This is a genomic window from Hydrocarboniphaga effusa AP103, assembly GCF_000271305.1.
Lineage (GTDB): Bacteria > Pseudomonadota > Gammaproteobacteria > Nevskiales > Nevskiaceae > Hydrocarboniphaga > Hydrocarboniphaga effusa.
Map to the genome: position 1 here is coordinate 651,965 of NZ_AKGD01000004.1, position 23,609 is coordinate 675,573.

Consider the following 23,609-nt stretch of genomic DNA (forward strand, 5'->3'; position numbering starts at 1 on the left):
CTTACTCGACGACGAGATAAAAGGTTTCTTCGGGGCGGATCATGCCCATCGCCACGCGGGCGCGTGATTCGATGGCGGCCTTGCCCGAATTGAGATCCTGCACTTCGGCTTCCAGCGAAGCGTTGCGGACGCGCAGCGTCTGCAGCTCCGCTGCCGCCACTGCCGCCTGAGCCTTGAGTCGGCTGGTATGCGCGACGCCACCGTCGGCCACCCACAGCCGCCACTGCAAAACAGTGAGCAGCGCGGACAGCACGACGATGGCAACGGTTTTGCGCATTTGGGCGCGAGCTTAGCCCAGCTTCACCGGGAAAGCAGCAGCACCCGGATAACGCGCGCGGCTGCCAAGCGAACGCTCGATGCGCAGCAGCTGGTTGTACTTGGCCATGCGATCGCTGCGGCACAGCGAACCGGTCTTGATCTGCGTCGCCACCGTGCCGACCGCGATGTCCGCGATCGTCGCGTCTTCGGTTTCGCCCGAGCGATGCGAAACCACAGCCGAATAACCCGCGTCGGTCGCCATGCGGATGGCATTGAGCGTCTCGGTCAGCGTGCCGATCTGGTTGGGCTTGATCAGGATCGAGTTGGCGATGCCCTCGGCGATGCCGCGCGAGAGGATGCGCGTGTTGGTCACGAACAGATCGTCACCGACCAGCTGCACCTTGTTGCCCAGCTTCTTGGTCAGCAGTGCCCAGCCTTCCCAGTCGTTTTCGGCGCAGCCGTCCTCGATCGAGAGGATCGGATAGCGGTTGACGAGGTCGGCGAGATAGTCGACGAATTCGGCCGAGCTGAGCTTCTTGCGCTCGCCTTCGAGGTCGTACTTGCCGTCCTTGAAGAACTCGCTCGAGGCGACGTCGAGGCCCAGATAAACGTCCTTGCCGACCTTGTAGCCGGCCTTGTCGATCGCCTCGACCAGCACCTTGAGCGCGGCTTCGGTGGACGGCAGGTTCGGCGCGAAGCCGCCTTCGTCGCCGACGGCGGTGTTGTGGCGGTTTTCCTTCAGCACCTTCTTCAAGGTGTGGAAGATTTCCGCGCCGCAACGCAGGGCTTCGCCGAAGCTCGGCAGGCCCACCGGCAGGATCATGAATTCCTGGATGTCGATGTTGTTGTCGGCGTGGGCGCCGCCGTTGATGACGTTCATCATCGGAACCGGCAGCGTGTCGGCCTGGATGCCGCCGAGGTGGCGGAACAGCGGCAGATCGTTTTCGGCAGCGGCGGCGTGCGCGTTGGCCAGCGAAACCGCGAGCAGCGCGTTGGCGCCGAGGCGCTCCTTGTTCTCGGTGCCGTCGACTTCGATGAGCGCCTGATCGATCACGCCCTGATCCTGTGCGTCGAGGCCGAGCACGGCCTTGGCGATCTCGGTATGCACGTTGTCGACGGCCTGCAGCACGCCCTTGCCGAGGTAGCGCTTCTTGTCGCCGTCGCGCAGCTCGACTGCCTCACGCGTGCCGGTCGAAGCGCCGGACGGAGCCGCCGCACGGCCGACCGCGCCGGACTCCAGCACTACTTCGGCTTCCACCGTGGGGTTGCCGCGGGAATCGATGATTTCGAGTGCGGAGATTTGGACGATCTTCGACATGCGTCAGGCTTTCCTGGTTGTTTGGGACGAAAGGGGGGTGAACCCGAATAACCGGTGAATTGTAGCGGGGGGCTCCCTGTACCGCCAAAGATTGAAAGCGCGCTCGATTAACCGCTCCGCTGACTGAACCGCAGCGTCAGCGCCTGAGGCGACGCCGACGAAGATGTAGAGGTTGTTTAGCGGAGCCAAGGCGCGTCCATCAAATGCCGGCCGGGCTTCGATGCCGACGACGTCGTCGACGACATGAGCGTCGGTTGCAGCGACGCGCACGGTCAGCGTCGACTCGATCGGCAGCAGTTCGGGTGACGGAGGAATCGGCGGATCGAGCGGCGGCACCTTGAACTGCTTGCTGCTGGCTCCGCTCGCGACCGTCGGCCCGCTGCGCCCTCGCAAGCGCTGGCCACTCGCTCGGCGACAAAAAAAAGCGGCCTTCAATGCCTTATTGGTTTTGCTGTCGGCATCGAATCCGTCAGAAGTAGTGGAGCCAGATCAGCTCCGCGCTGCCGTCGTCGCTGTCCTTCGTCTGCGCGCCAGCGAGTTGCAGGCGCAGCCCCTGCGTCGGAATGAACTGCCACTGCGCACCCCAACGCAGCCGCATCACATCCATTGCACCGCCGGCCAGATCGGACAGGGCATCGAGCTCGAGCTGCTGAGTCCATCGCGTCGACCATTGCGCCGAGACGCCAGCGCGCAAACCTCCGGCCAAGGCATAGCCCTGCCCGCGATCACGATTCACATCGACCTCCACGAACGCGAATCCATAAGTCTGCACACCGACGACCGGCGCCCAGGCCAACCCACCGCCGCCATCGGCATAAGCACCCAGGGAGCCGCCGGCGCGCAGAGTCGGCAAGGCCGAGCGCCGCACCCCGGCCGAAGCCTGCCAAGACCAGGGCCTGAATGCGACATCGCGAGGGGACACCGCCTGCACGCTCAGCAAGCGAAGGCTGTCGAGATCGACACCCTGCTCATCCGCGAGCAGGCCGAGATCGAAGAACTCCAGTTCACCCCCCGCCAGATAACCGGCCGGGGGATCGAGCCGATCGTGGTAGGCAGGGCGTATCCGCAGCAAGGCCGCGCTGTCGGCTCCATCATTTCGCAGGCCCAGGCCGAAGCGGCCGCTGCCATGCCCTTCATCGGGCGAGAAGGCCGGACGGGGAACGGCCTCGAAGTCGGCCGGCTCGGCGATACGCGAACGCGCCACCAGCGCCTCGCGTGAGCGCCGGATGCCCGATTCTCGTTGCACGGCACCGCTACGAAAAAGGAAATAAAGCTCGTCCTGCGCCGTTTCCAGCATGCGAGTCCGAGCCGCTGGCTCGGCCCGGGCGAATCGCGAATCATCGAACCCGGCGTCCCCGCGCGCGTAAGCGACCGCCCATTCGCGATCGGCCCGCGGCATGCGCTGCAAGCGATAGCGCAGCTGCTGGGCCAGCGCAGCCCGATAGACCGGAGCGCCGAGCAGGTGCTGCCGGCGCAGTTCGCGTACGGTGTCGATCGGAATGGCATACGGAACGCCCCCATCGAAACGGCCGACCAGCCGCAGATCCGGCCGCGCCACTTCGAGCAGGCTCAGTAGTTGATAGGAGCAGTTTTCAGTGAAGAAGTAGTAATCGAATTCGACGCCGCGCAGCTCCCACAAATGCCGAAGCAGGCGCTGCACCGCGGCGTGGTCGAGTTGCAGCGGGTATTCCCAGAGATCGCGATGCTCGAAGCGCGCGTATTCCTTGACCTTCTCGTAATAAGGGTAGATCGAGAACGTGCCCGCATAGGAACCTCCGAGCCCGCGCACCGCGTAGGTGAGTCCGTTCTGCTCACCGGTATTGGCCGCGTAGTTCACTGCGTAAGCCAGCAGCCGATCGTCACCGCCTTGGCCATGCGCATCGACACGCAACAAGGTGTGGCCGAACATCGACGACGGGCTGTACAAATCGTTGGATGCGAACACCACTGCCAGTGCCGCCGCATCGAGCCCGCGCAACCATTCATCGAACCGCTCGCAGACCTGCTCGGGCAAGCGTCGCGAATCGAAAGCCAACTCATTCTTGAGCCATTCGTAGCGTGCCTTGGCCCGGCATTGCGCAGGCTCGCCCTCGCGCTGCCCTTCGCCGAAGAAGGAATCGAGCGTCGTATCCAGTTCGGCTCGCGGATCGTGCTTGCCGTCGGCAGCCAGAAAAAACTGGGGGAAATCGACCGTACTCTCGACACCTCCAGGCCAGCTGCTCGGCCGATAGTGCAGCAGGCGCTGCCACATCGGTGCATGGTCGAGCCGGCGCTCGTGCGCCTGCTGCTTGAGTTCGGCGAGGTAACCAGCATCGGGCACCACCACCGCAGCGTCTGCGGCCACGGCGAAAGCGGCCTGACTCAGCAGGCCCAACAGAGTCAGCAGAAAAAGCTGGCGCATAAAAAAGGCGGCGACCGAAGCCGCCGCCCATCTTCGATATGCCTCAGGCGACGTAGCGGCTCAGGCGCGCATCGCGAGCCATTACCCTTTCGACGTGCTGCAGCACATCAGCGGCGGCCACATCGGCGCTGCTGAAGATTTCGGCATAGTGCGCTTGCAGCGTCGCATTGAATGCAGCGCGATCCTGCGCATCGACGTTGTAGAGCGAGGCCAGCGTGCCGAGTGCCTCGCCCTGTCCGGCCGCCATTTCGGTGGCGAGTTGATCGAGGTTGGCACCGGCGAACATCGGCAGGCGGTCGGCCGCCGTGATCACGCCGTCCTTGGAGCAACCGAGCGTGCCGGAGCTGATGCCGAACGTCTGGTTGCCAAAGGTTCCGTTGGTGGTCGCTGCCAGAACCTTGGCGGCGAGGCCGGACTTACCCTCCCAGATCTGCGTTCCCAAGCCGCAGCCCACGTCTTTATCGGCCATCGCGCTACCGACCGGCAGCAGGAACAGGCTCGCGACGATCGCGTATTTTTTCATCATGGTGAATATCCTTCTCGTGTAGTCAGTCCACATCCGTGGCGATGGAATCGCCACGGCTCCCTAGGTCCGGCACTTCGGACCCAGTCGGACCATACCACCCCAAAAAAGAAAAAAGCGCTCTGCGAAACGGCCTAATGAAAACATCATGGTCACCGCAGAAACCAAAAGCGCCCCGAACCGGAACCGGCTCGGGGCGCCTCTGGTCGACCGCTTCAAACCGTCTTGAGCTGATGCACCAGATGCTGCTCGCGGGCCGCCTTGACGAACCCTTCGAAGAGCGGATGACCGTCACGCGGAGTCGAGGTGAACTCCGGGTGGAACTGGCAGGCGACGAACCACGGATGCTCCGGCAGCTCGATCATCTCGACGAGTTCTTCGTCTTCCGACACACCGACGATGTCCAGGCCCTTTTCGGTCAGGGTCGACCGATAGTTGTTGTTGAACTCGTAGCGGTGACGGTGACGCTCGGCGATGGTTTCGGCGTTGTAGAGCGCGCGCGATTTGCTGCCGGCCTTGAGACGGCAGTTCTGGATGCCCAGGCGCATGGTGCCGCCCATGTCCGACTTGTCGTCGCGGCGCTCGATACGGCCGGTGGCGTCGATCCACTCCGTCACCAGGCCGATCACCGGATGGGGACTGGCCGGGTTGAACTCGGTGGAATGCGCACCGGCCAGGCCGACGACGTTGCGCGCGAACTCGATCACCGCCACCTGCATGCCGAGGCAGATGCCGAGATACGGGATCCTGTTCTCGCGCGCATAGCGGGCGGCCATGATCTTGCCTTCGATGCCGCGCTCGCCGAAGCCGCCCGGAACCAGGATCGCGTCAGCGCCCTGCAGCACGCGTGTACCCTGGTGCTCGAGCGTCTCGGACTCGATATAGCGGATCTTCACGCGCGTGTGCACGTGCAGGCCGGCGTGGGTCAGCGCCTCGTTGAGCGACTTGTAGGCGTCGGCGAGGTCGACATACTTGCCCACCATCGCGATCTGCACTTCCACGTCCTGCTGATCGCGAGCTTCGACGACGCGCTCCCAGCTCGACAGGTCGGCGCGACGCGCTTCGAGGCCGAAGTGCTCGACCACGAGGTCGTCCAGGCCCTGCTGATGCAGCCAGTTCGGAATCTTGTAGATGTCGTCGAGATCGATCGCCGAGATCACCGCGTTGTACGGCACGTTGGTGAACAGGCCGATCTTGCGCTTCTCGGCGTCCGGCAACGGGCGCTCGGATCGACACACGAGGATGTCGGGCTGGATGCCGATGCCGCGCAGTTCCTTGACCGAGTGCTGCGTCGGCTTGGTCTTGAGCTCGCCCGAGGCCTTCACGAACGGAACGAGCGTCAGGTGCATGTACATCGCGTTGCGGCGGCCGAGCTCGACGCCCATCTGGCGGATGGCTTCGAGGAACGGCAGCGATTCGATGTCGCCGACGGTACCGCCGATCTCGACCATGCAGATGTCGGCGCCTTCGGCGCCGCGGCGAATCGCGGCCTGGATTTCGTCGGTGATGTGCGGAATCACCTGCACGGTGCGGCCGAGATAGTCTCCGCGACGCTCCTTCTCGAGCACGTTGCGGTAGACCTGGCCGGTGGTCAGGTTGGAATGGCGGTTGGTCTTGCCGCGCAAAAAGCGTTCGTAGTGTCCGAGGTCGAGGTCGGTTTCGGCGCCATCTTCGGTCACGAACACCTCGCCGTGCTGGAACGGGCTCATCGTTCCGGCGTCGACGTTGATGTAAGGATCGAGCTTGATCATGCGCACCTTGAACCCGCGCGATTCGAGAATCGCGGCGAGCGAGGCAGCGGCAATACCTTTACCGAGCGAGGACACCACGCCGCCCGTCACAAACAGAAAACGCGTCGAACTGGCGTTCGGCATGGATAGGGTCAGGCTGGGGGTTTCGCGAATTTTACGGCATGGGCCCTTTGCCTGCCATGCACAGTCGACTTGCTCGCATACGCGCGGGGGCATCCTGCATGCGTTTCGGGGCCTGTTGCGTATCCCCTCTCCCGCGGGCGGGAGAGGGTCTGATGGAAACGCGTCACTTCTCGCAGGCCCGCTCTCTCTCCTCGCCTCCGACGGGACGCCCGCCCGCTCGCGGGAGAGCGACAGCCAGCTCGCCGATTCGAATGCGTCCGATCGCCCCCTCAACCCGCCAGCTTGTAATCCGAAAAGCTCTGGCGAAGCTTGAGTTTCTGCACTTTCCCGGTGGCGGTGTGCGGCAATTCGTCGACAAAGGCGACGTCGTCGGGCAGCCACCATTTGGCGATCTTGCCGTCGAAATGGGCCAGAAGCTCCTCCCGCGTGACAGTCGCGCCCTGGCGCAGCACCGCGACCACGATCGGTCGCTCGTCCCATTTGGGGTGCGCGACGCCGATCACCGCGGCCTCGGCCACGGCCGGATGGCTCATGGCGATGTTCTCGAGATCGATGGAGCTGATCCATTCGCCGCCGGACTTGATCACGTCCTTCGATCGATCGGTAATGCCGATGAAACCGTCCGCATCAATGGTGGCGACGTCGCCGGTGGGGAACCAGCCGTCGACCAGCGGGCTGCCCTCGCCTTTGTAGTAGCGCTCGATGACCCAGGGGCCGCGCACCAGCAGGTCGCCGAACGCCACGCCGTCGTTCGGCAGCGGCTTGCCGTCGCCATCGACGATCTTGGCCGCGACGCCGAACACCAGCTTGCCGGCCTTGAGCGCCTGCGCCCGGCGCTGCGCCTCGGGCAGGGCCTCGTGCTTTGGGGCGAGCGAGTTCACCGAGCCGAGCGGCGACATTTCGGTCATGCCCCAACCCGGCTTCAGCAGCACGCCGAGTTCCTTTTCGAAGGCTTCGAACAGCGACGGCGGGCAAGCCGAGCCGCCGACGATGCAGCGCTCGAGCGCCTCGGGCTTGATGCCGGTTTCGCGCACGTACTGGAGCATGCCGAGCCAGACCGTCGGCACGCCGGCCGAGAAAGTCACGCCTTCGCGGTTGAACAGCTCGCAGAGGCTGGCGCCGTCGAGCGCCGGCCCCGGCAGCACGAACTTGCAGCCGACCAGGGCCGCCGAATACGGCATGCCCCAGGCGTTGACGTGAAACATCGGCACGATCGGCAGCGCCACGTCGCGCGAGGAGATGTTCAGCGCGTCGGGCAGGCAGGAGCCGTAGGCGTGCAAGAGCGAGGAGCGGTGCGAATACAGCACCCCCTTGGGGTTGCCGGTGGTGCCCGAGGTGTAGCAAAGGCCGGCGGCCTGTTTTTCGTCGAACTGCGGCCAGGCGTAGTCGTCGTTCTCGGCCGCGATCAGGTCTTCGAAGCAGACCAGGTTCGGGATCGCCTGCGTCGGCTTGTGGGCCGCATCGGTCATCGCCACCCAGGTCTTCACGCTCGTGCACTGCGGGGCGAGCTTCTCGACCAGCGGGGCGAGGTTGATGTCGAAGAACAAGACCTTGTCTTCGGCGTGGTTGATGATCCAGGCGACCTGATCGGGGAACAGCCGTGGATTCACCGTATGGATGATCGCGCCCGAACCGGAGACCGCGTAGTAGAGCTCCAGGTGTCGGTAGCCGTTCCAGGCAAGCGTGCCGACGCGGTCGTCGGCTTTCACGCCGAGCCGGCTGAGTGCATTGGCGAGCTGACGCGAGCGTTTGGCCGCCTCGCGCCAGGTGTAGCGGTGGAAGCGCGCATCGCCTTCGCCGCCTTCGACCCGCCGTGAAACGATTTCGACGTCGCCGTGGCAGCGCTCGGCATGCTCAAGCAGCGTGCTGATCAGCAGCGGCGCGTCCATCATCAATCCGTTCATGATTGTCTCCGTCCTTTATCGATCTTTCGTTGTTATGAGTGCAGCCATTCGATCCGGGCCTCGGCGGGTTGCCAGGGCAAGCCACCGACCCAGACCAGCTCGCCGTCCTCGAATACCAGCGGAGTGCGGCACCGCTTCCACGGCGGAATACCACGCTCCTGAAACAAATTCTTGAGGCTGCGGCTCGGCTGACCGGCCTCTGTCCGAAACCGCTCGCCTCCGCTCGCGAAGCGCACCGTGTAGCGGCGCTGCGCGGAAGCCCTCAACTCACCGCAGCCCGGCGGCAGGTTCAGCGCCGCGCCCCCGTCCCACTCCACTTCGAACCCTTCGGGCGCCGGCGGCAGCGGACGCATCAGATGCAGATGCTTCCGATACCGTCGCAGCTCCACTCCAGGCCAGCTCAGCAGTGGCTCCGCATCGGGCGGCGCCGCCAGCAATTCCGGCAAACGCGCGAACGCCGTCCGAGGCGCAGGCGGCAGGCCTTGCTGTTCGAGGTGCCAACGCAGCAGATTGCGCCGACGCGCAGCGCTCAGCGCCGCGAGGCCGCGCATCGACAGGCCCTGGGCTTCGATCACGCTCGCGGCATCCAGACCCGCGAGCTCGTCGAGCAGATCGTCCGCCTCGGCGCACCAATGCGCCGATTGCGCGAGCGATTCGGTCGCCGCGGGCCAGCGATGATGCAACAGCGGCAATACTTCGCGACGCAGGCGCACGCGCTCGTAACGCGGCTCGGCATTGTGCGGATCATCGACCCAGTCGAGCCCCCGTGCCGCTACCCAGTCGAGTAGTTCGGAGCGCCGCACATCGAGCAGCGGACGCCAGAGCCAGCCCTCGCCGAAGCGGCGCAGCGCCCGCATGCTGCCGAGTCCACGAACGCCCGAGCCGCGCAAGGCGCGCATCAGGAAGGTCTCGGCCTGATCGTCCCGGTGATGCGCCATCGCCAGCACCTCGCCCGGCTGCAGCGCTTGTATCAGCGCCCGATGCCGGGCTTCCCGAGCCGCGGCTTCCGGGCCCAGCGCGTCGTCAGGCTCGATGTTCACGTGCAGCACCTGCAGCGGAACCTCGAGCTGCCTGCAACGGCGCTCGCAGTGCAGCACCCAGTCATCGGCGATCGCCTGCAGCCCGTGATGCACGTGCACCGCACGTAGCGCGGGCAGGCCCAGCGTCGACAAGGCCAGCAGCAGCGCCGTCGAATCGCCGCCGCCGCTGTAAGCGACGCAGAATCGTGTCGCCCCTGTCGGGGCGGTGAGCCGCAATCGGGCAGGATCGAATGCCATGCGGTGCATCATAGCGAGCGATCCCGCGAGTTCACGCTGCGGTTCACCAAAGCGCCGCTAAGCTTGCGAAAACACCGTTGCATGAAAAATGACATGCGGCAAAGGGAGACACGATGCAGATGCGGATGCGGTTGATCACGATCACGACGCTGACCCTGATACTCGGCCTCGCAGGGCTGGCACGGGCCGCCGACAACAAGCCGCTGCCGACCAAACCGATGGCGGTCTGGTTCTATGCGGACTGGTGCATGAACTGCAAGCTCATCGCGCCGAAGATCGCCGAGGTGAAACCGGATTTCGAGCGCAGCGTCGAGTTCGTCAGGCTCGATGTGACCAACGAGGAGCGCAAGGCCAAGTCGCGCGAACAGGCGCAAAAGCTCGGCCTCTACTCGCTCTACATGAGCAACAAGGCCACCGGCTGGCTCGCGCTGATCGACTCGTCCGGCAACAAGGTGGGCGAGCTGCATCAGGAGATGACGGTCGATCAGATTCGCAAGGAGCTCTCGAAGATCGCCTTGCCGACGAGCACGCCGGCGACGCCCGATTCCGCGGCTCCGGTCGAGGGGCTTTCGCCCTGATCGCCTGACCGCGCTTCAACGAAAAAGCCCGCTTTCGCGGGCTTTTTCGTGAGCGGCGAGGCGATGCGGTCAGTGGCGCTGATCGTAGGCGCCGTACGACATCAGGCGCTGGTAGCGATCGGCGAGCAGCTTGGTCATCGGCACCGAGCGCAGGCGCTCGAGGTTGGCGACCAGGCGATTCTTGACCGCCGCCATGGTGCTTTCGTAATCACGATGCGCGCCGCCCAGCGGCTCGGGCACGATCTCGTCGATGAGCTTGAATTCGTAGAGATCCTTGGCCGTCATGCGCATGGCTTCGGCCGCTTCGCTCGCGCGCGAGGCCGACTTGAACAGGATCGAGGCGCAGCCCTCGGGCGAGATCACCGAGTAGATGCTGTGCTGGAGCATCATCACGTGATCGCCGACACCGATCGCGAGCGCGCCGCCCGAGCCGCCCTCGCCCGTCACCGTCGCGATCACCGGCGTACGCAGGTTCGACAGCTCGAACAGGTTGCGGGCGATGGCTTCGGACTGGTTGCGCTCTTCGGCGCTGATGCCCGGGAACGCGCCCGGGGTGTCGATGAAGGTGAGAATCGGCAGGTTGAAGCGCTCGGCCATCTTCATCAGGCGCAGCGCCTTGCGATAGCCCTCGGGCATCGGCATGCCGAAGTTGCGATGCACGCGCTCCTTGGCGTCGCGGCCCTTCTGCTGGCCGATGACCATGACCGCCCGGCCGTCGAGACGCGCCATGCCACCGACGATGGCCGGGTCGTCCATGAAGTGACGATCGCCGTGCAGCTCTTCCCAGTCGGTGAACAGGGTCTTGATGTAGTCGAGCGCGTACGGACGCTGCGGATGGCGGGCCAGCTGGGCCACCTGCCAGGGATTCAGGTTGGAGAAGATCTGGCGCGTGAGCTCCTTGCTTTTGAGCTCGAGACGGCCGATTTCCTCGGTGAGGTTCACTTCGCTGCCCGCGGTGGCGTAGCGCAGCTCTTCGATCTTCTGCTGCAGATCGGCGATGGGTTGTTCGAAATCCAGATAATTCAGGTTCATGCGGCAGTCCGGCCGGTGGAGACAGTTCCCGTATGTGCCGATGCTACAACGAGTTGCGCCGAGTTTCGAATCCCGGCTGAACGCCAAAACCCTACGCGAGCGCATGGCGCCGAGAGTCTGCGTCCAGTTCGACCTGTGCCTCAGTTCAGGGAATCCGGATCGGCGATGCTGGGCGCGCTGCACCGATCGAGCGCATTGCCATGATCGGGTCGGCACGGGGCCCGCATCTGCGGGGAAATTCCGGCCATCGGTCGGAACGACATCAAATTGGGGGATCAGCATGCATCGTTTCATCAAGCCCGCGTTGGGATCGACCGGTCTCGTCTTGGCTCTGGCCGCCTGTGGCGGTAGCGGTAGCGGTGGCGGCGAAGCTCCGCTCGGCAGTAAAGAGAATGTGGCTCACGAACTCGCCGTGCTCGGCTCGCTCTTCATCACCAGCTTCGACGCCGGCCCGGCAGACTTCGCGACCGGCAAGGCTTTGGCATCGAGCCCTTCGCGGGCCAAGGGCTGGTCGCACGGAACACTCCCGCGCGCGGCCGCCCGCCCGGCGAAGTCGAGGATGGGATCGGGCTCAAGACTCAAGACGTCGACTTCGAGATGCTCCGGCGACGGCACTGCGTCCCACGATGACGGGGCCAAGATCGTCAACTACGCCTTCTACGGCAATGTATCGGCCAGCACCGATTACGATCAGTTCGTCTACAGCAATTGCGTCGAAACCTATGACTCGACGACGTTGACGACCAACGGCTTCTCGGAGACCGGCGAAACGCCCACTGCCATGTCCGGCTACTACTACGCCTACGACAGGGCCGGCCAGGGTTCAACACCGCTGACTTGGCGCTACGTAGAAGAAACGGGCAACAAGACAACCACCGATATCACCCAGCGCGCACTCGGACTCATCGAGTACAGGAACGCTTCGAACGGAAGCTCCACTTCGTACAAGCAGCTCGGCTCCTTCGAGGGACAAGGCACCATCGACGGCGAGGACGGCAGCGTCGTCATCGATTACGGTCGTGGCAATACCCCCATCACCTACACTGAAACCGCAGCCGGCGAGAGTGTCGATGGCGATTACGCCTATAGCAGCGCAGGCTGCGAAGGTGCCGAAATCAACATCGCAACGCTCACTCCGATCGCCTTCGGCACCACCTACGCAACGCCGGTAGCCGGCAAAATCAAGCTCACGTCGGACGCACACAGCGTCACCATCACCTTCCAGTCCAACGGCAGTGCGACGCTGCAGTTCGGCAACGGTGACAGCGCAACGCTGACCCAGAGCGAAATCGAGCGCGCGGACCCGGACAATTGCTGATGCCCACCGCAGGCTGGGGAGAGGCGCCTGCGCCCCAGCCTTCCGCTCACTCGTCGTCGCCAGCCCCCGCGCTCGCGAACCTGGCCTTGCGCTCGGGTTGCGGGGCGACGTACTTCTTGTAGCTGACCTTGATCTGGTCGGCGGTGAACAGCTTGCCGATCGAATCGAGGCTCGCGGGCTCGATGCGCACTCGCCATTCGGGCGGGAAATCCAGCGTCGCGCGCGCGCGACCGTTGACGTAGTCGATGGTCACCGCCGCTCCGTTCTCGGAGCGGAACGGCGCAAGCGCATTGCGTAGCGCGATGACGTCGCGCGGCGGGCGCTTCCAGGCCAGCCAGATGCGCGTCGCGTATTCGGACATCAGCTGCGCGGGCGACAGGAACTCCGGGTTGTAGAGGCGCGGCTCGGGCTCGCGTCCGTCCTTGCCGGGCGACAGGCCGATTTCGGCGATCACGAAGACCAGCGTGTCGACGCGCATGAAACCCTGCAGCCTGGGCCACTTGTCGACGTCGATCCACGTCGACAGCTGGCGGCTGCCGTCGCCGATGGTGATCTTGTAGCTCGATCGGCCGAACTTGCCGTCGCCCTTGAAGAAGCGAAGATCGGTCACCCAGGCGCCGAACAGGCATTTGGTGCGCGGCGTCCATTGCGGCTTGCCGTCGGCGGAGACCGGCGTCGGCGTCGCGTATTGCTGGATCAGATCGCGCAGGTTGCCCGAGCAGACCTGGTCGATGACCTCGGCCCAGGCTTCGATCGGATGGCCCGACAGATAAAAGCCGAGCGTATCGCGCTCTTTTTCGAGCAGTTCCTGGCGCGACCAGTCGGGCACGACTTCGGCCTGCACCTGCTCGTGCGGTGTCGGCTCGCTGCTGCCGAGCCCGAACATGTCGAACATGCCGGAACTCTGGCTCGCTGCAGCTTTCTCGGCCACCTGCAGCGCTTTGGGCAAGGTCGCCATCAGCGAGGGACGATTGAGCTTGAAGCTGTCGAGCGCGCCCGAGCAGATCAGCGCTTCGAGCACGCGCTTGTTCGCTTTCTTGAGATCGATGCGCTTGCAGAAATCGAACAGGTCTTTGAACGGGCCATTGGCCGCGCGCTCGGCGAGAATGCCTTCGAGCGCGCCCTCGCCCACGCCCTTGATCGCGCCGAGGCCATAGGCGATTTCGCCCTTCGCGGGCACCGTGAAGCGCAAGAAGCAGCGATTGATGTCGGGCGAGTGCACCTTGAGCTTCATGCGCTTGCACTCGTCGAGCATCGCGACGACGGTGTCGGTGTGGTCCATGTCGCAGGACATCACCGCGGCCATGAACTCGGCCGGATAGTGCGTCTTGAGCCAGGCGGTCTGATAACTGACGAGCGCGTACGCGGCCGCGTGCGACTTGTTGAAGCCGTAGTTCGCGAACTTCTCCATCAGGTCGAAGACCTGCGTGGCAATGCTCTCGTCGATGCCGTTCTTTTGCGAGCCTTCGGTGAAGATGGCGCGCTGCTGCGCCATTTCGTCGGCCTTCTTCTTGCCCATCGCGCGACGCAGCAGGTCGGCACCGCCGAGCGTGTAGCCGGCCAGGCGCTGCGACATCTGCATGACCTGTTCCTGGTACACGAAGATGCCGTAGGTGGGCTGCAGAACGGATTCCATCTCCGCGTGCAGATATTCCACCGGCGAATCGCCGCGCTTGCGCGCGCAGTACTCCGGAATCAGGTCCATCGGGCCGGGTCGATACAGCGACACCAGCGCGATGATGTCTTCGAAGGTATCGGGCTTGAGGTCGCGCGAAGCCTTCTGCATGCCCGGCGATTCCATCTGAAACACCGCGCTGGTATCGCCGCTCGCGTAGAGCTTGTAGGTCTCGGCATCGTCGATCGGCAGTTTGAGCACGTCGATGGCCTCTTCGCCGGTGCTCTTGGCGATGTTCTCGACGGCCTCCTGGATCACCGTGAGCGTCTTCAAGCCCAGGAAGTCGAACTTCACCAGGCCGATCGATTCGACGTCCTTCATGTCGAACTGCGAGCGCATGCCGGCGCCGCCCGGTTCGCAGAGCAGCGGTGCGTAATCGGTCAGCGGATTCGGCGCGATGATGACGCCGCCCGCATGCACGCCGACACCGCGCGTCACGCCTTCGAGTTCGAGCGCCAGATCGAGCACCGCGCGCACGTCTTCCTCAGTCTCGTAGGCCTGCTTGAGTTCGGGCACTTCATCGACCGCGTCGGCCAGCGTCGCGCCGGGCGTGCCCGGAATGAGCTTGGCCAGACGATCGCCGAAACCGTAGCCGTGACCGAGCACACGGCAGACGTCACGCACCACGCCGCGCGCGGCCATCGTCGCGTAGGTGACGATCTGGCCCACGCGCTCGCGGCCGTATTTCTCGGTCACGTAGCTGATCACGCGATCGCGATTGTCCATGCAGAAGTCGACGTCGAAGTCGGGCATCGACACGCGCTCGGGGTTCAGGAAGCGCTCGAACAGCAGGTTGTACGGCAAGGGATCGAGGTCGGTGACGCCGATCGAATACGCGACGAGCGAACCCGCACCGGAACCGCGGCCCGGGCCGACCGGACAGCCGTTGTTCTTGGCCCACTGGATGAAGTCGGCCACTACGAGGAAGTAGCCCGGAAACTTCATGCGCTCGATGATGCCGAGCTCGTAGTCGAGGCGCTTGCGGTACTCCTCCTCGGTCGTCGCCGGCGTGATCACCTGCAGGCGGCGCGTGAGCCCTTCGTGCGCCTGCAGGCGCAGCCAGCTGTTGCTGTCGTGGCCTTCGGGTACCGGGTATTCGGGCAGGTGATACGTTCCGAACTTCATCGACAGCGTGCAGCGGCGCGCGATTTCGAGGGTGTTCTCGATCGCCTCGGGCAGATCGGCGAACAGCGCGATCATCTCCTCGCTGCTCTTGAGATATTGCTCCTCGGTGTAGTCGCGCGGGCGCTTGTCGTCGTTGATGACGCGGCCCTGCGCGATGCAGACACGCGCCTCGTGCGCGGCGAACTCGGCGCGCGTCAGAAAGCGCACGTCGTTGGTCGCGACCAGAGGCAGCGAACGATGCTTGGCGAGCGCGACGGCCGCGTCGACCCAGGCATCGTCGCCCGGCCGCTGGCAGCGCGAAATCTCCAGGTACAGGCGATCCGGGAACATCGCCTGCAGTTCGTCGAGCGCCGACAAGGCGAGTTCGACGTTGTCGTTCTGCGAGGCGCGGAAGGTGGTGCCGTCGCGGCCCGTCAGCGCGATGAGGCCTTCGTTGGTCGTCGCGAGCCAATCGCGCTCGACGAGCGGGTAGCCCTTGCTCTGCCCTTCGGTGTACGCACGCGAAATCAGCAGCGTCAGATTGCGATAGCCGGTTTCGTTCTGCACGAGCAGCGTGATCCGCTCGGGTCCTTCTCCCTTCAGGCGTTCGGCGAGCCACAGATCCGCGCCGACGATGGGCTTGATGCCCGCGCCTTCGGCGGCCTTGTACATCTTGACCATCGCGAACAGGTTCATGCGATCGGTCAGCGCGACGGCTGGCTGCCGGTGCGCAGCGACGGCCTTGGTCAGCGTGCCGCCGCTGCCGCCGCCCTTGCGTTTGGGTGGCTCGATACGGACGATCGAATCGGTCAGCGAGAACTCGCTGTGCAGGCGCAGGTGAACGAAGCTCAAGCGTAGGCTCCGTCGAGCACGTCGCCGCCTTCGGCGGTGAGGTCGACCAGACCCGACGCGAACAGATCGCGCTGCGCGCACGGCGCAAAACCCATGCGGTGCTGCACGCAGACGCCGAGCGCCTTGAGCGCCTGCAGATGCATCGGCGTGCCGTAGCCCTTGTGCTGGGCGAAACCGTAGCCCGGATGCTCGGCGTCGAGCCGCTGCATCTCGCGGTCGCGCGCCACCTTGGCGAGGATCGACGCGGCCATGATCGAGCTGTGGATCGCGTCGCCGCCGATCACCGCATCGGCGCTGCAGAACAGCTTGGGCAAGCGGTTGCCGTCGACGAGGCAGTGATGCGGCACCGGATTCAGCGCTTCGGCGGCGCGCTGCATCGCGAGCATCGAGGCATGCAGGATGTTGAGGCGCTCGATTTCCTCGACCGAAGCCGAGGCGATCGCAAAAGCCACCGCACGCTGCTGGATCCTGTCGAACAGCCGGTCGCGCTCGATCGGCTTGAGCTTCTTGGAATCGTCGAGCCCGCGTATGCCGTGGCGCGGTCCGAGGATCACCGCCGCGGCATAAACCGGCCCGGCCAGACAGCCGCGACCGGCTTCGTCGAGCCCGGCCACCAAACGCAGGGGCTGCGCGGGACCGGTCGAAACGGCGGACGAAACGGAGGGCGAAACGGCGGAACTCATGGCCGGCATTTTACGGTCCGCGGCCGGGCCGTGGTTATGTTAGGGACTGTCGCAAGCCCGTAGAGCTAGACGCCGGAGCGAGCCAGCAAGGCCGCGACCGCGTCTGCCGCGCGCGCCGCGGCGCAGCAGCGCAGACGCTCGCGAATGCGGTCGAATTCATCGAGCTGGCGCGCGCGCGCGGCCGCATCGGTCAGCAGCGGCAGCAACTGCTGGCCGAGCTTTTCGGGCACCGCCTCGTCCTGCAGCAACTCGGGCACCGTCGGCGTCTCGCCGAGCAGGTTCGGCAGGCTCACGTGATCGACCTTGAGCAGGCCGGCCTTGAGCATCAGCCAGGCCGTCAGCGGCGAACCCTTGTAGGCGACCACCATCGGCCGGCCGAGCAGCAGGCATTCGAGCGTCGCCGTGCCCGAGGCGATCAGCACCGCGTCGGCCGCCTGCATGACCTCGCGCGAGCGGCCGTCGACGAGTGTCCAGTCCAGCCCCGGCGCCAGCTCGGCGATGGTCTTCTGCATGCCTTCGCGCAACGACGGCTTGGCGATCGGCGTGACGAAGCGCAGCCCCGGCACGCGCGAGCTCAGCCATTGGGCGGTCTGCACGAAGGGCTCGCCGAGATAGCGCAGCTCGCTGCCGCGACTGCCGGGCAGCACCGCGAGCACCGGCCCTCGCCCGTCCAGCCCGAGTGCGGCGCGCGCCTGTTCCGGCGGGGTGCGCGCGTCGAGCTCGTCGGCGAGCGGATGGCCGACGTAGGTGGCGTCGAACGGCCGCCGGGTATCGAGCGCCCGCTGGCGAATCTGCTCCGCATAGAACGCGGGCTCGAACGGAAACAGGCACAGCAGCAGATCGACCGAGCGCACGATCCCCTTCACGCGCCCGCTGCGCCAGGCCCAGACCGTCGGGCTGACGAAATGCGCGGTGCGCAGCCCGCGATCGCGCAGCCGGCGCTCGAGGCCGAGGTTGAAATCGGGCGCATCGATGCCGATGACGATGTCCGGCCGGTCGGCGGCAAAGCGCTCGACGAGCCGGGCGCGCAGCTTGAACAGCCGGGGCAGCGCAGGCAACACTTCGGCAATGCCCATGACCGAGAGCGCTTCGATGCTGTCGATCGCCTCGCAACCGGCGGCGACCATGCGCGGCCCGGCCACGCCGTAGAAACGCGCCTGCGGGAAGCGCTCGCGCAGCGCCTGGATCAGCGCGGCGCCGAGCAGGTCGCCCGATAGCTCGCCCGCGACCAGCGCGATGGTGGGAGGAGAGGAAGCCGTCATGGCCGCGAGTATGCCAGCCGTCCGCCGCCGCGCGCTCGCAAGCGCTTGTTTCGCAAGGCGCATCGGCGGCCTCACGAAAACCTCATCAATTCCTCAGCCTGGCTCAAAGACCCAGCCGGATGTCGGCGGTAAGGTCGGCCCGTCTACACCGACCCAGGGGGATGTCATGAAGCACGAGAAGCGGAGTCGTCGTCGGCTGGCCGGGTGCCTGTTGGGAGCAGGCGCCGCGGCCTTGCCGCCATTGGCCGCGGCGCAGACCGAAGCGCCGGTTGCCGAGACCGATGCATCGGCCGAGATCGAAACCATCGTCGTCACCGGTTCGCGCATCCGCCGCACCGACGCCGAGACCGCCTCGCCGGTCCAGGTGCTCACGCGTGAGGACATCGACCGTTCGGGCAAGCAGAACATCGCCGACGTGCTGCGCAGCGTTTCGGCCGACAACCAGGGCTCGCTGTCGAGCGCCTTCAGCGGCGGCTTCGCTTCGGGCGCTTCGGGTGTCTCGCTGCGCGGCCTGGGCTTGAACTCCACGCTGGTGCTCGTCAACGGCCGGCGCATGGCCACTTATGGGCTGGCCGACGACGGCCAGCGCAGCTTCGTCGACCTCAATTCGATCCCGCTCGAAGCGGTCGAGCGCGTCGAAGTGCTCAAGGACGGCGGCTCGGCGATCTACGGCTCGGACGCGGTCGGCGGCGTCGTCAACATCATCCTGCGCAGCAATTACCAGGGCGCGCAGCTGGGCGGCAATTTCGGCAGCTCGTACATGGACGACGGCGACTACAAACGCTTCCACGGCAGCTTCGGCACCGGCGACGAGCGCTACAACATTTTCGCGACGATCGAAGGCTCGACCACGCAGGCGATCGGCAATGCGGACCGCGAAGGCTATCTGGGGACCAACGATCTGCGCCGCTACGGCTGGTACGACAATCGCCAGGGCGGCCGACCGGCCGGCGCCGGCGCCTTCACATACATCGATGCCGACGGCGAAATCGCGCACTCGCCCGCCCTGCTGTCGGCCACGCCCTGGGGCACGATGCGCCCGCTCGTGAACGGCGCGACCGACCGCGACCCGAGCCATCGCATCAACCTCAAGGCCTGTCCCGAAATCTCGGGCGACACCGGCGTCTGCCTGTTCGACACGGTGGGCTATTCGCAGATTCAGCCCGAGCAGGACCGCATCAACCTGTTCAGCCGCGGCAGTCTGTTCCTGAACGACGAAACGCAGGCCTATTCCGAGCTCGGCTGGTTCTTCGCCAAGACCCAGAGCATCGGCACGCCGGGCGACGTCATCGACAACGGCGTCTACAACGCGGCCGATCCGGGCAATCTCAAGGTGCACACGACGATCATGCCGGCGAATCATCCGGACAACCCGTATGGCGTCGCGCGCGGCTTTCGTTTGCTGACGACGGATTTCGGCGGTCGCAACGGCGAGCAGACCAGCAACGTGATCCGCGCGATCACCGGCGTGCAGGGCAAGCTCTCGGATTGGGATTGGGACGTCGGCCTCGGCTACATCCGAAGCCAGCTCGACGACGAGCACACCGGCTACATCGTCGCCGACCGGCTGCAGGCGCATCTCGACGACGGCAGCTATCGCATCATGGACCCGAGCGTCGATCGCAGCGTGCTCGATGACATTTCGCCGACGCTCAAGCGCAAGGCCAAGAGCTCGATCGCGCTCGTCGACGCCAAGCTGTCGGGCTCGCTGTTCGAGCTGCCCGGCGGCGATTTCGGCCTGGCCTTCGGCGCCGAGGCGCGCAACGAGAAAACCGACACGCCGCCGCTGCCGTTCACCGCGACAGGCGACATCATCGGCCTGGGTTATTCATCGTTCAAAGCCGATCGCGATGTCGTCGCCGGCTATACGGAAATCAACGCCCCGGTGGCGAGGTTCGTCGAGCTCAATGCGGCGCTGCGCTACGACCACTATTCGGACTATGGCCATTCGACGACGCCGAAAGTCGGCATCAAGATCAAGCCGCTCGATGAGCTCGCGCTGCGTGCCACTTACGCCGAAGCGTTTCGCGCGCCGGGGCCATCGGAGAGCGGCAACAGCTCCACGTACGGCTTCACGGGCATCGGCCTGCTGACGATCGGCAATCCGGACATCAAGCCCGAGCGCGCCAAGAGCTATACGGCGGGACTCGTGTTCGAGCCGGTTCGCGGAACCAGCGCGACGCTCGACTATTACCGCATCGAACGCCGCGACGAGATCGTCGGCGCCGATCAGGCGCTCATCATCGGCGATGCTCCTCAAAGTGGGCAGACGCCCAATTCGCAGCGTCCGGGCGAGTTGCCGAACTCGACGATCTACTACAACGAAGACGGCGACCTCAGCGCGGTCTCGGCGCCTTACGTCAATGCCAACAAGACCACGACTTCGGGCTTCGATTTCGAGTATCGGCAGAAGCTCGACCTCGGCCGTTTCGGCAGGATCAGCGGCGGCTTCATGCTCACGCACGTGATCAGCTTCGAGCGCAGTTTCGACAGCGGAGAGAGCTTCGAATACGCCGGCACGCACGGGCCTTACGTGCTCAGTTCGGCCGGCGGCACGCCGAAGGATCGCGCTCGCCTGGAGCTGACCTGGGAACGCGCGCAGGTCTCGGTCACCGGCTCGGTGAACTACGTCGGCAGCATGGACATGATCGATCACAAGGGCTCGCAACTCGTCGACAACGAGGACGGCACCTGGTCGAGCGATACCTACGAGGGCGCGTATTACAACGTCGACCCGGACGGCAAAGTCTGCGGCGTCTACCGGCCCGATGGCTCGGCCTACAGCGGCTGCTCGCTGTCCTCGTTCACGACCGTCGATCTGTACAGCAAGCTCGGCGTTGACGAGCACTGGGAGTTCACGGCGTCGGCGCTGAACCTGTTCAACCGCATGGCCCCGTTCGATCCGTACACCTACGGCGGGCTCAACTACAACCCGTCGTTCCATCAATCGGGTGCGGTCGGGCGCTTCGTCACGCTGGGCCTGCGCTACACGTTCTGAAAAAGGTTTTGAAAAAGGTTTTGAAAAGGATTCCGAACACCTGAGCTCCGCGAAGAGAGCCCGGTTCAAACCTTTCGATCAGGGGCCGTATCTGACGACCAGTCCTTGATTGAATCACTCGGCAGATGGCGATTCCCTAAGCGCCATCTGCCGTTTTTTATTGATGTGTTTTTCGCGGATCAGCCGCGCGCGAGCGGACGCTTGCCGCTCAGGATGAAATCGAGCATGAGCCTGGCGTGCGACGAGGTCTTCGCCATCTCGGCAAGCTCGGTCTTCACATCGGCCATGACCTTGCCCGAGCGATAGATGAGCTTGTACGCCGCATCGATCTCGGCGATCGCCTCGGGCGCGAAGTTGCGGCGGCGCAGGCCTTCCTTGTTGATCGTGCGCGGTTCGGCCGGGTTGCCCTGCACCATCACGTACGGCGGAATATCGCCCGCGACGCCGGCGGAAAAAGCCGTGAACGCATGCGCGCCGATGCGGCAGAACTGATAGACCAGCGTGTAGCCGCCGAGAATCACCCAGTCCTGAATCTCGACGTGGCCCGCGAGGCTCGCATTGTTCGCGAAAATGGTGTCGCTGCCGATCACGCAATCGTGCGCGATGTGGCAGTAATTCATGATCAGGTTGCGACTGCCCACGCGCGTTTCGCCGCGCTTGGTGTCGAACTCCTTCATCGTGCCGCGCTGGATGCTCACGTACTCGCGGATGATATTGCCGTCGCCGATCACGACGCTGGTCGGATCGTCCTGCCTGGCGGTCTTGTCCTGCGAGATTTCGCCGATCGAGGCGAACTGGAAGATCTGGTTGTCGCGGCCGATGGTCATCGGTCCGGACAGCACCACGTGCGGCCCGATCCAGCTGCCCTCGCCGATCGTGACGCCTTCACCGATCACCGAGTACGGGCCGACGCGCACCGACTCGTGCAGCTGCGCCTTGGGACTGATGATGGCCGTCGGGTGCAGCTTGGGTTCGGTGCTCGAAATGCTCATCGCAGGCCTCTTGGCTTCCGCTTCAATGACGCTATGCGGCTTTGCTCGTGTCCTTGAGCACGCAGAGCAGCTCGGCTTCGCAGGCCAGTTCGTTGCCGACCATGGCTTTGGCGCTGAACTTCCACAGATCGCGCTTCTGCTTGTCGAGCGTGGACATCAGCGTGAGCTGATCGCCGGGTACCACCGGGCGCTTGAAGCGCGCGTTGTCGATGCCCGCGAAGTACAGCACCATGCCACCGTCCGGACGCAGGCCTGATTTGAGCGCCGCGATGATGCCGCTGGCCTGCGCGAGCGCCTCCAGCATCAGCACGCCCGGAAACGTCGGCAGCTCCGGAAAATGGCCAACGAAGAACTGCTCGTTGTACGTCACGTTCTTGATCGCCGTGATCGACTGCCCCGGCTCATGCGCGATCACGCGATCCACCAGCAAAAACGGATAGCGGTGCGGCAGCAGCTTCATGATGTCGCGAATATCGAACGGGAGCTGCTTATCCATTGTTGTGGACGTCGTCGTCATCGTCTTGTTCTTGTCCCTTGAGTCCCACGTGTTGCTCGACCGCGCGGACGCGATCTTCGAGTTTGCCCAGGCGGCGCACGCGCGCCACGGTCTTGCGCCAATCCTTCGCCGGAGCGATCGGAAGGCCCGAGCCGTAAACCCCTTTGTCCGGCAAGGATTGCGTCACCATCGCGCGTCCGAGGATGAAGACGTCATCGCCGATTTCGATATGTCCGTTGATGCCGACCGCGCCGCCGATCATGCAGCGGGCGCCGATCCTGGTGCTGCCGGCGATGCCGGTCATCGCCGCGATGGCGGTGTGCTCGCCGATGCGGCAGTTGTGCGCGATCATGATGAGGTTGTCGAGGCGCACGCCGTTGGCGATCACGGTGTCGTCGATCGCACCGCGATCGATCGTCGTGTTGGCGCCGATCTCGACGTCGCTGCCGATCACCACGCTGCCGAGCTGCGGCACTTCTTCCCAGCCCTTGGGCCCCATCACGTTGCCGAACCCCCGCGAGCCGATCACCGCGCCGGGCTGGATCTGCACGCGATCGCCGAGCGTGACGCCCGCGTTCAAATGCACGCGCGCCTCCAGGCGGCAGGCGGTACCAAGCGTCGTGCCCGACCCGACGAAACTGCTCGCCCCGATGTAGCTGTGCGCACCGACACGAGCGCCGCTTTCGACGATCACGAGCGGGCCGATGTAAACGCCCTCGCCGATCTGCGCATCGGCCGCGACGACGGCCGTCGCATGCACGCCGGGTTCGAAACGCTTGCTCGCGTCGAACAGGCGCGCGACCTGCGCGAAGGCGTAATACGGGTCACGCGCGATCAAACCGTTTCCGGTCAAAGAGCCGGCATCCTTGCGACCGACGATGACGGCCGAAGCCTGCGTCTGCGCGAGGGTGGATTTGTAACGTGGATTGGCCAGAAAGCCGATCCGTCCCGAAACGCCAGGGCTCAAGGTGCAAACGCCGCCGATATGCACAGCGGCGTCGCCTGCTACTTCAAGCCCGAAACGCTGTGCGAGTTCGCCCAGCGAGTAATTCATCTGCAAGCCT

The 23,609-nt window shown here is 65.0% G+C and carries 18 protein-coding genes; 3 read left to right on the forward strand and 15 right to left on the reverse strand.

Annotated features, from left to right (window positions below; genetic code table 11):
* Position 1: 1 nt before the first annotated feature.
* The 8 genes from WQQ_RS22265 to tilS all read right to left on the reverse strand — a co-directional run bounded on the left by WQQ_RS22265 (position 2) and on the right by tilS (position 9,555).
* Positions 2-277, reverse strand: a complete 276-nt coding sequence (locus tag WQQ_RS22265) for a septum formation initiator family protein (RefSeq protein WP_007187541.1) — start codon at positions 275-277, stop codon at positions 2-4.
* Between the two features lie 12 nt (positions 278-289).
* Positions 290-1,576: a phosphopyruvate hydratase gene (eno, locus tag WQQ_RS22270; RefSeq protein WP_007187542.1), complete on the reverse strand. Its 1,287-nt coding sequence runs from the start codon at positions 1,574-1,576 to the stop codon at positions 290-292.
* A gap of 3 nt (positions 1,577-1,579) precedes the next feature.
* A complete protein-coding gene (locus WQQ_RS22275) occupies positions 1,580-1,912 on the reverse strand; it encodes a hypothetical protein (protein ID WP_192813011.1) in 333 nt (110 codons plus the stop codon).
* A gap of 133 nt (positions 1,913-2,045) precedes the next feature.
* Positions 2,046-3,920, reverse strand: coding sequence for an Lnb N-terminal periplasmic domain-containing protein (locus tag WQQ_RS22280; protein WP_157534838.1), 1,875 nt, complete (start codon positions 3,918-3,920; stop codon positions 2,046-2,048).
* Between the two features lie 100 nt (positions 3,921-4,020).
* Positions 4,021-4,503, reverse strand: coding sequence for a DUF3015 domain-containing protein (locus tag WQQ_RS22285; RefSeq protein WP_007187545.1), 483 nt, complete (start codon positions 4,501-4,503; stop codon positions 4,021-4,023).
* A gap of 212 nt (positions 4,504-4,715) precedes the next feature.
* Positions 4,716-6,374, reverse strand: a complete 1,659-nt coding sequence (gene pyrG / locus WQQ_RS22290; RefSeq protein WP_007187546.1) for a CTP synthase — start codon at positions 6,372-6,374, stop codon at positions 4,716-4,718.
* Between the two features lie 269 nt (positions 6,375-6,643).
* Positions 6,644-8,278: a 3-(methylthio)propionyl-CoA ligase gene (locus WQQ_RS22295; protein ID WP_007187547.1), complete on the reverse strand. Its 1,635-nt coding sequence runs from the start codon at positions 8,276-8,278 to the stop codon at positions 6,644-6,646.
* Between the two features lie 32 nt (positions 8,279-8,310).
* Positions 8,311-9,555, reverse strand: a complete 1,245-nt coding sequence (gene tilS, locus WQQ_RS22300) for a tRNA lysidine(34) synthetase TilS (RefSeq protein WP_192813012.1) — start codon at positions 9,553-9,555, stop codon at positions 8,311-8,313.
* 113 nt (positions 9,556-9,668) lie between these two features.
* Between tilS and WQQ_RS23430 the strand changes: the two genes are divergently transcribed.
* Complete coding sequence (locus WQQ_RS23430) at positions 9,669-10,133, forward strand: thioredoxin domain-containing protein (RefSeq protein WP_007187549.1); 465 nt, start codon at positions 9,669-9,671, stop codon at positions 10,131-10,133.
* A 69-nt stretch (positions 10,134-10,202) separates the two neighbouring features.
* On the opposite strand, the gene WQQ_RS22310 is transcribed toward WQQ_RS23430, so the two are convergent.
* Positions 10,203-11,165, reverse strand: a complete 963-nt coding sequence (locus WQQ_RS22310) for an acetyl-CoA carboxylase carboxyltransferase subunit alpha (RefSeq protein ID WP_007187550.1) — start codon at positions 11,163-11,165, stop codon at positions 10,203-10,205.
* A gap of 280 nt (positions 11,166-11,445) precedes the next feature.
* On the opposite strand from WQQ_RS22310, the gene WQQ_RS22315 reads away from it, so the two are divergent.
* Positions 11,446-12,483, forward strand: coding sequence for a hypothetical protein (locus WQQ_RS22315; protein ID WP_007187551.1), 1,038 nt, complete (start codon positions 11,446-11,448; stop codon positions 12,481-12,483).
* Positions 12,484-12,529: 46 nt separating this feature from the next.
* Here the strand turns inward: WQQ_RS22315 and dnaE are convergent, their stop codons facing one another.
* From dnaE to lpxB, 3 genes are all read right to left on the reverse strand, one after another.
* Complete coding sequence (gene dnaE / locus WQQ_RS22320) at positions 12,530-16,114, reverse strand: DNA polymerase III subunit alpha (RefSeq protein ID WP_007187552.1); 3,585 nt, start codon at positions 16,112-16,114, stop codon at positions 12,530-12,532.
* Positions 16,111-16,797, reverse strand: coding sequence for a ribonuclease HII (rnhB, locus tag WQQ_RS22325; protein ID WP_083844699.1), 687 nt, complete (start codon positions 16,795-16,797; stop codon positions 16,111-16,113). The genes dnaE and rnhB overlap by 4 nt, the downstream gene beginning before the upstream one ends.
* A 65-nt stretch (positions 16,798-16,862) precedes the next feature.
* Positions 16,863-18,059 carry a lipid-A-disaccharide synthase gene (gene lpxB / locus WQQ_RS22330; protein WP_007187554.1) on the reverse strand — a complete coding sequence of 399 codons (1,197 nt, stop codon included), beginning with the start codon at positions 18,057-18,059 and terminating at the stop codon, positions 16,863-16,865.
* A gap of 232 nt (positions 18,060-18,291) precedes the next feature.
* On the opposite strand from lpxB, the gene WQQ_RS22335 reads away from it, so the two are divergent.
* Positions 18,292-21,057 carry a TonB-dependent receptor gene (locus WQQ_RS22335; protein WP_237715111.1) on the forward strand — a complete coding sequence of 922 codons (2,766 nt, stop codon included), beginning with the start codon at positions 18,292-18,294 and terminating at the stop codon, positions 21,055-21,057.
* A gap of 179 nt (positions 21,058-21,236) precedes the next feature.
* On the opposite strand, the gene lpxA is transcribed toward WQQ_RS22335, so the two are convergent.
* The 3 genes from lpxA to lpxD are packed head-to-tail and all read right to left on the reverse strand — an operon-like array spanning position 21,237 to position 23,599.
* Positions 21,237-22,049 (reverse strand): acyl-ACP--UDP-N-acetylglucosamine O-acyltransferase, encoded by an 813-nt coding sequence (gene lpxA / locus WQQ_RS22340; protein ID WP_007187556.1) that lies wholly within the window; start codon positions 22,047-22,049, stop codon positions 21,237-21,239.
* A gap of 31 nt (positions 22,050-22,080) precedes the next feature.
* On the reverse strand, positions 22,081-22,545 hold the full coding sequence (gene fabZ, locus WQQ_RS22345) for a 3-hydroxyacyl-ACP dehydratase FabZ (protein WP_007187557.1): 465 nt from the start codon (positions 22,543-22,545) through the stop codon (positions 22,081-22,083).
* Positions 22,538-23,599 (reverse strand): UDP-3-O-(3-hydroxymyristoyl)glucosamine N-acyltransferase, encoded by a 1,062-nt coding sequence (lpxD, locus tag WQQ_RS22350; protein ID WP_007187558.1) that lies wholly within the window; start codon positions 23,597-23,599, stop codon positions 22,538-22,540. Before lpxD ends, fabZ begins: the two co-directional genes overlap by 8 nt.
* Positions 23,600-23,609 lie beyond the last annotated feature (10 nt).

Bases quoted from the DNA above. Each gene is read 5' to 3' on its own strand.
- fabZ (WP_007187557.1), bottom strand. From the start codon at position 22,545: ATGGATAAGCAGCTCCCGTTCGATATTCGCGACATCATGAAGCTGCTG.
- lpxD (WP_007187558.1), bottom strand. From the start codon at position 23,599: ATGAATTACTCGCTGGGCGAACTCGCACAGCGTTTCGGGCTTGAAGTA.
- WQQ_RS22265 (WP_007187541.1), bottom strand. From the start codon at position 277: ATGCGCAAAACCGTTGCCATCGTCGTGCTGTCCGCGCTGCTCACTGTT.
- tilS (WP_192813012.1), bottom strand. From the start codon at position 9,555: ATGGCATTCGATCCTGCCCGATTGCGGCTCACCGCCCCGACAGGGGCG.
- lpxB (WP_007187554.1), bottom strand. From the start codon at position 18,059: ATGACGGCTTCCTCTCCTCCCACCATCGCGCTGGTCGCGGGCGAGCTA.
- WQQ_RS22295 (WP_007187547.1), bottom strand. From the start codon at position 8,278: ATGAACGGATTGATGATGGACGCGCCGCTGCTGATCAGCACGCTGCTT.
- pyrG (WP_007187546.1), bottom strand. From the start codon at position 6,374: ATGCCGAACGCCAGTTCGACGCGTTTTCTGTTTGTGACGGGCGGCGTG.
- WQQ_RS22310 (WP_007187550.1), bottom strand. From the start codon at position 11,165: ATGAACCTGAATTATCTGGATTTCGAACAACCCATCGCCGATCTGCAG.
- WQQ_RS22285 (WP_007187545.1), bottom strand. From the start codon at position 4,503: ATGATGAAAAAATACGCGATCGTCGCGAGCCTGTTCCTGCTGCCGGTC.
- rnhB (WP_083844699.1), bottom strand. From the start codon at position 16,797: ATGAGTTCCGCCGTTTCGCCCTCCGTTTCGTCCGCCGTTTCGACCGGT.
- eno (WP_007187542.1), bottom strand. From the start codon at position 1,576: ATGTCGAAGATCGTCCAAATCTCCGCACTCGAAATCATCGATTCCCGC.
- WQQ_RS23430 (WP_007187549.1), top strand. From the start codon at position 9,669: ATGCAGATGCGGATGCGGTTGATCACGATCACGACGCTGACCCTGATA.
- lpxA (WP_007187556.1), bottom strand. From the start codon at position 22,049: ATGAGCATTTCGAGCACCGAACCCAAGCTGCACCCGACGGCCATCATC.
- WQQ_RS22315 (WP_007187551.1), top strand. From the start codon at position 11,446: ATGCATCGTTTCATCAAGCCCGCGTTGGGATCGACCGGTCTCGTCTTG.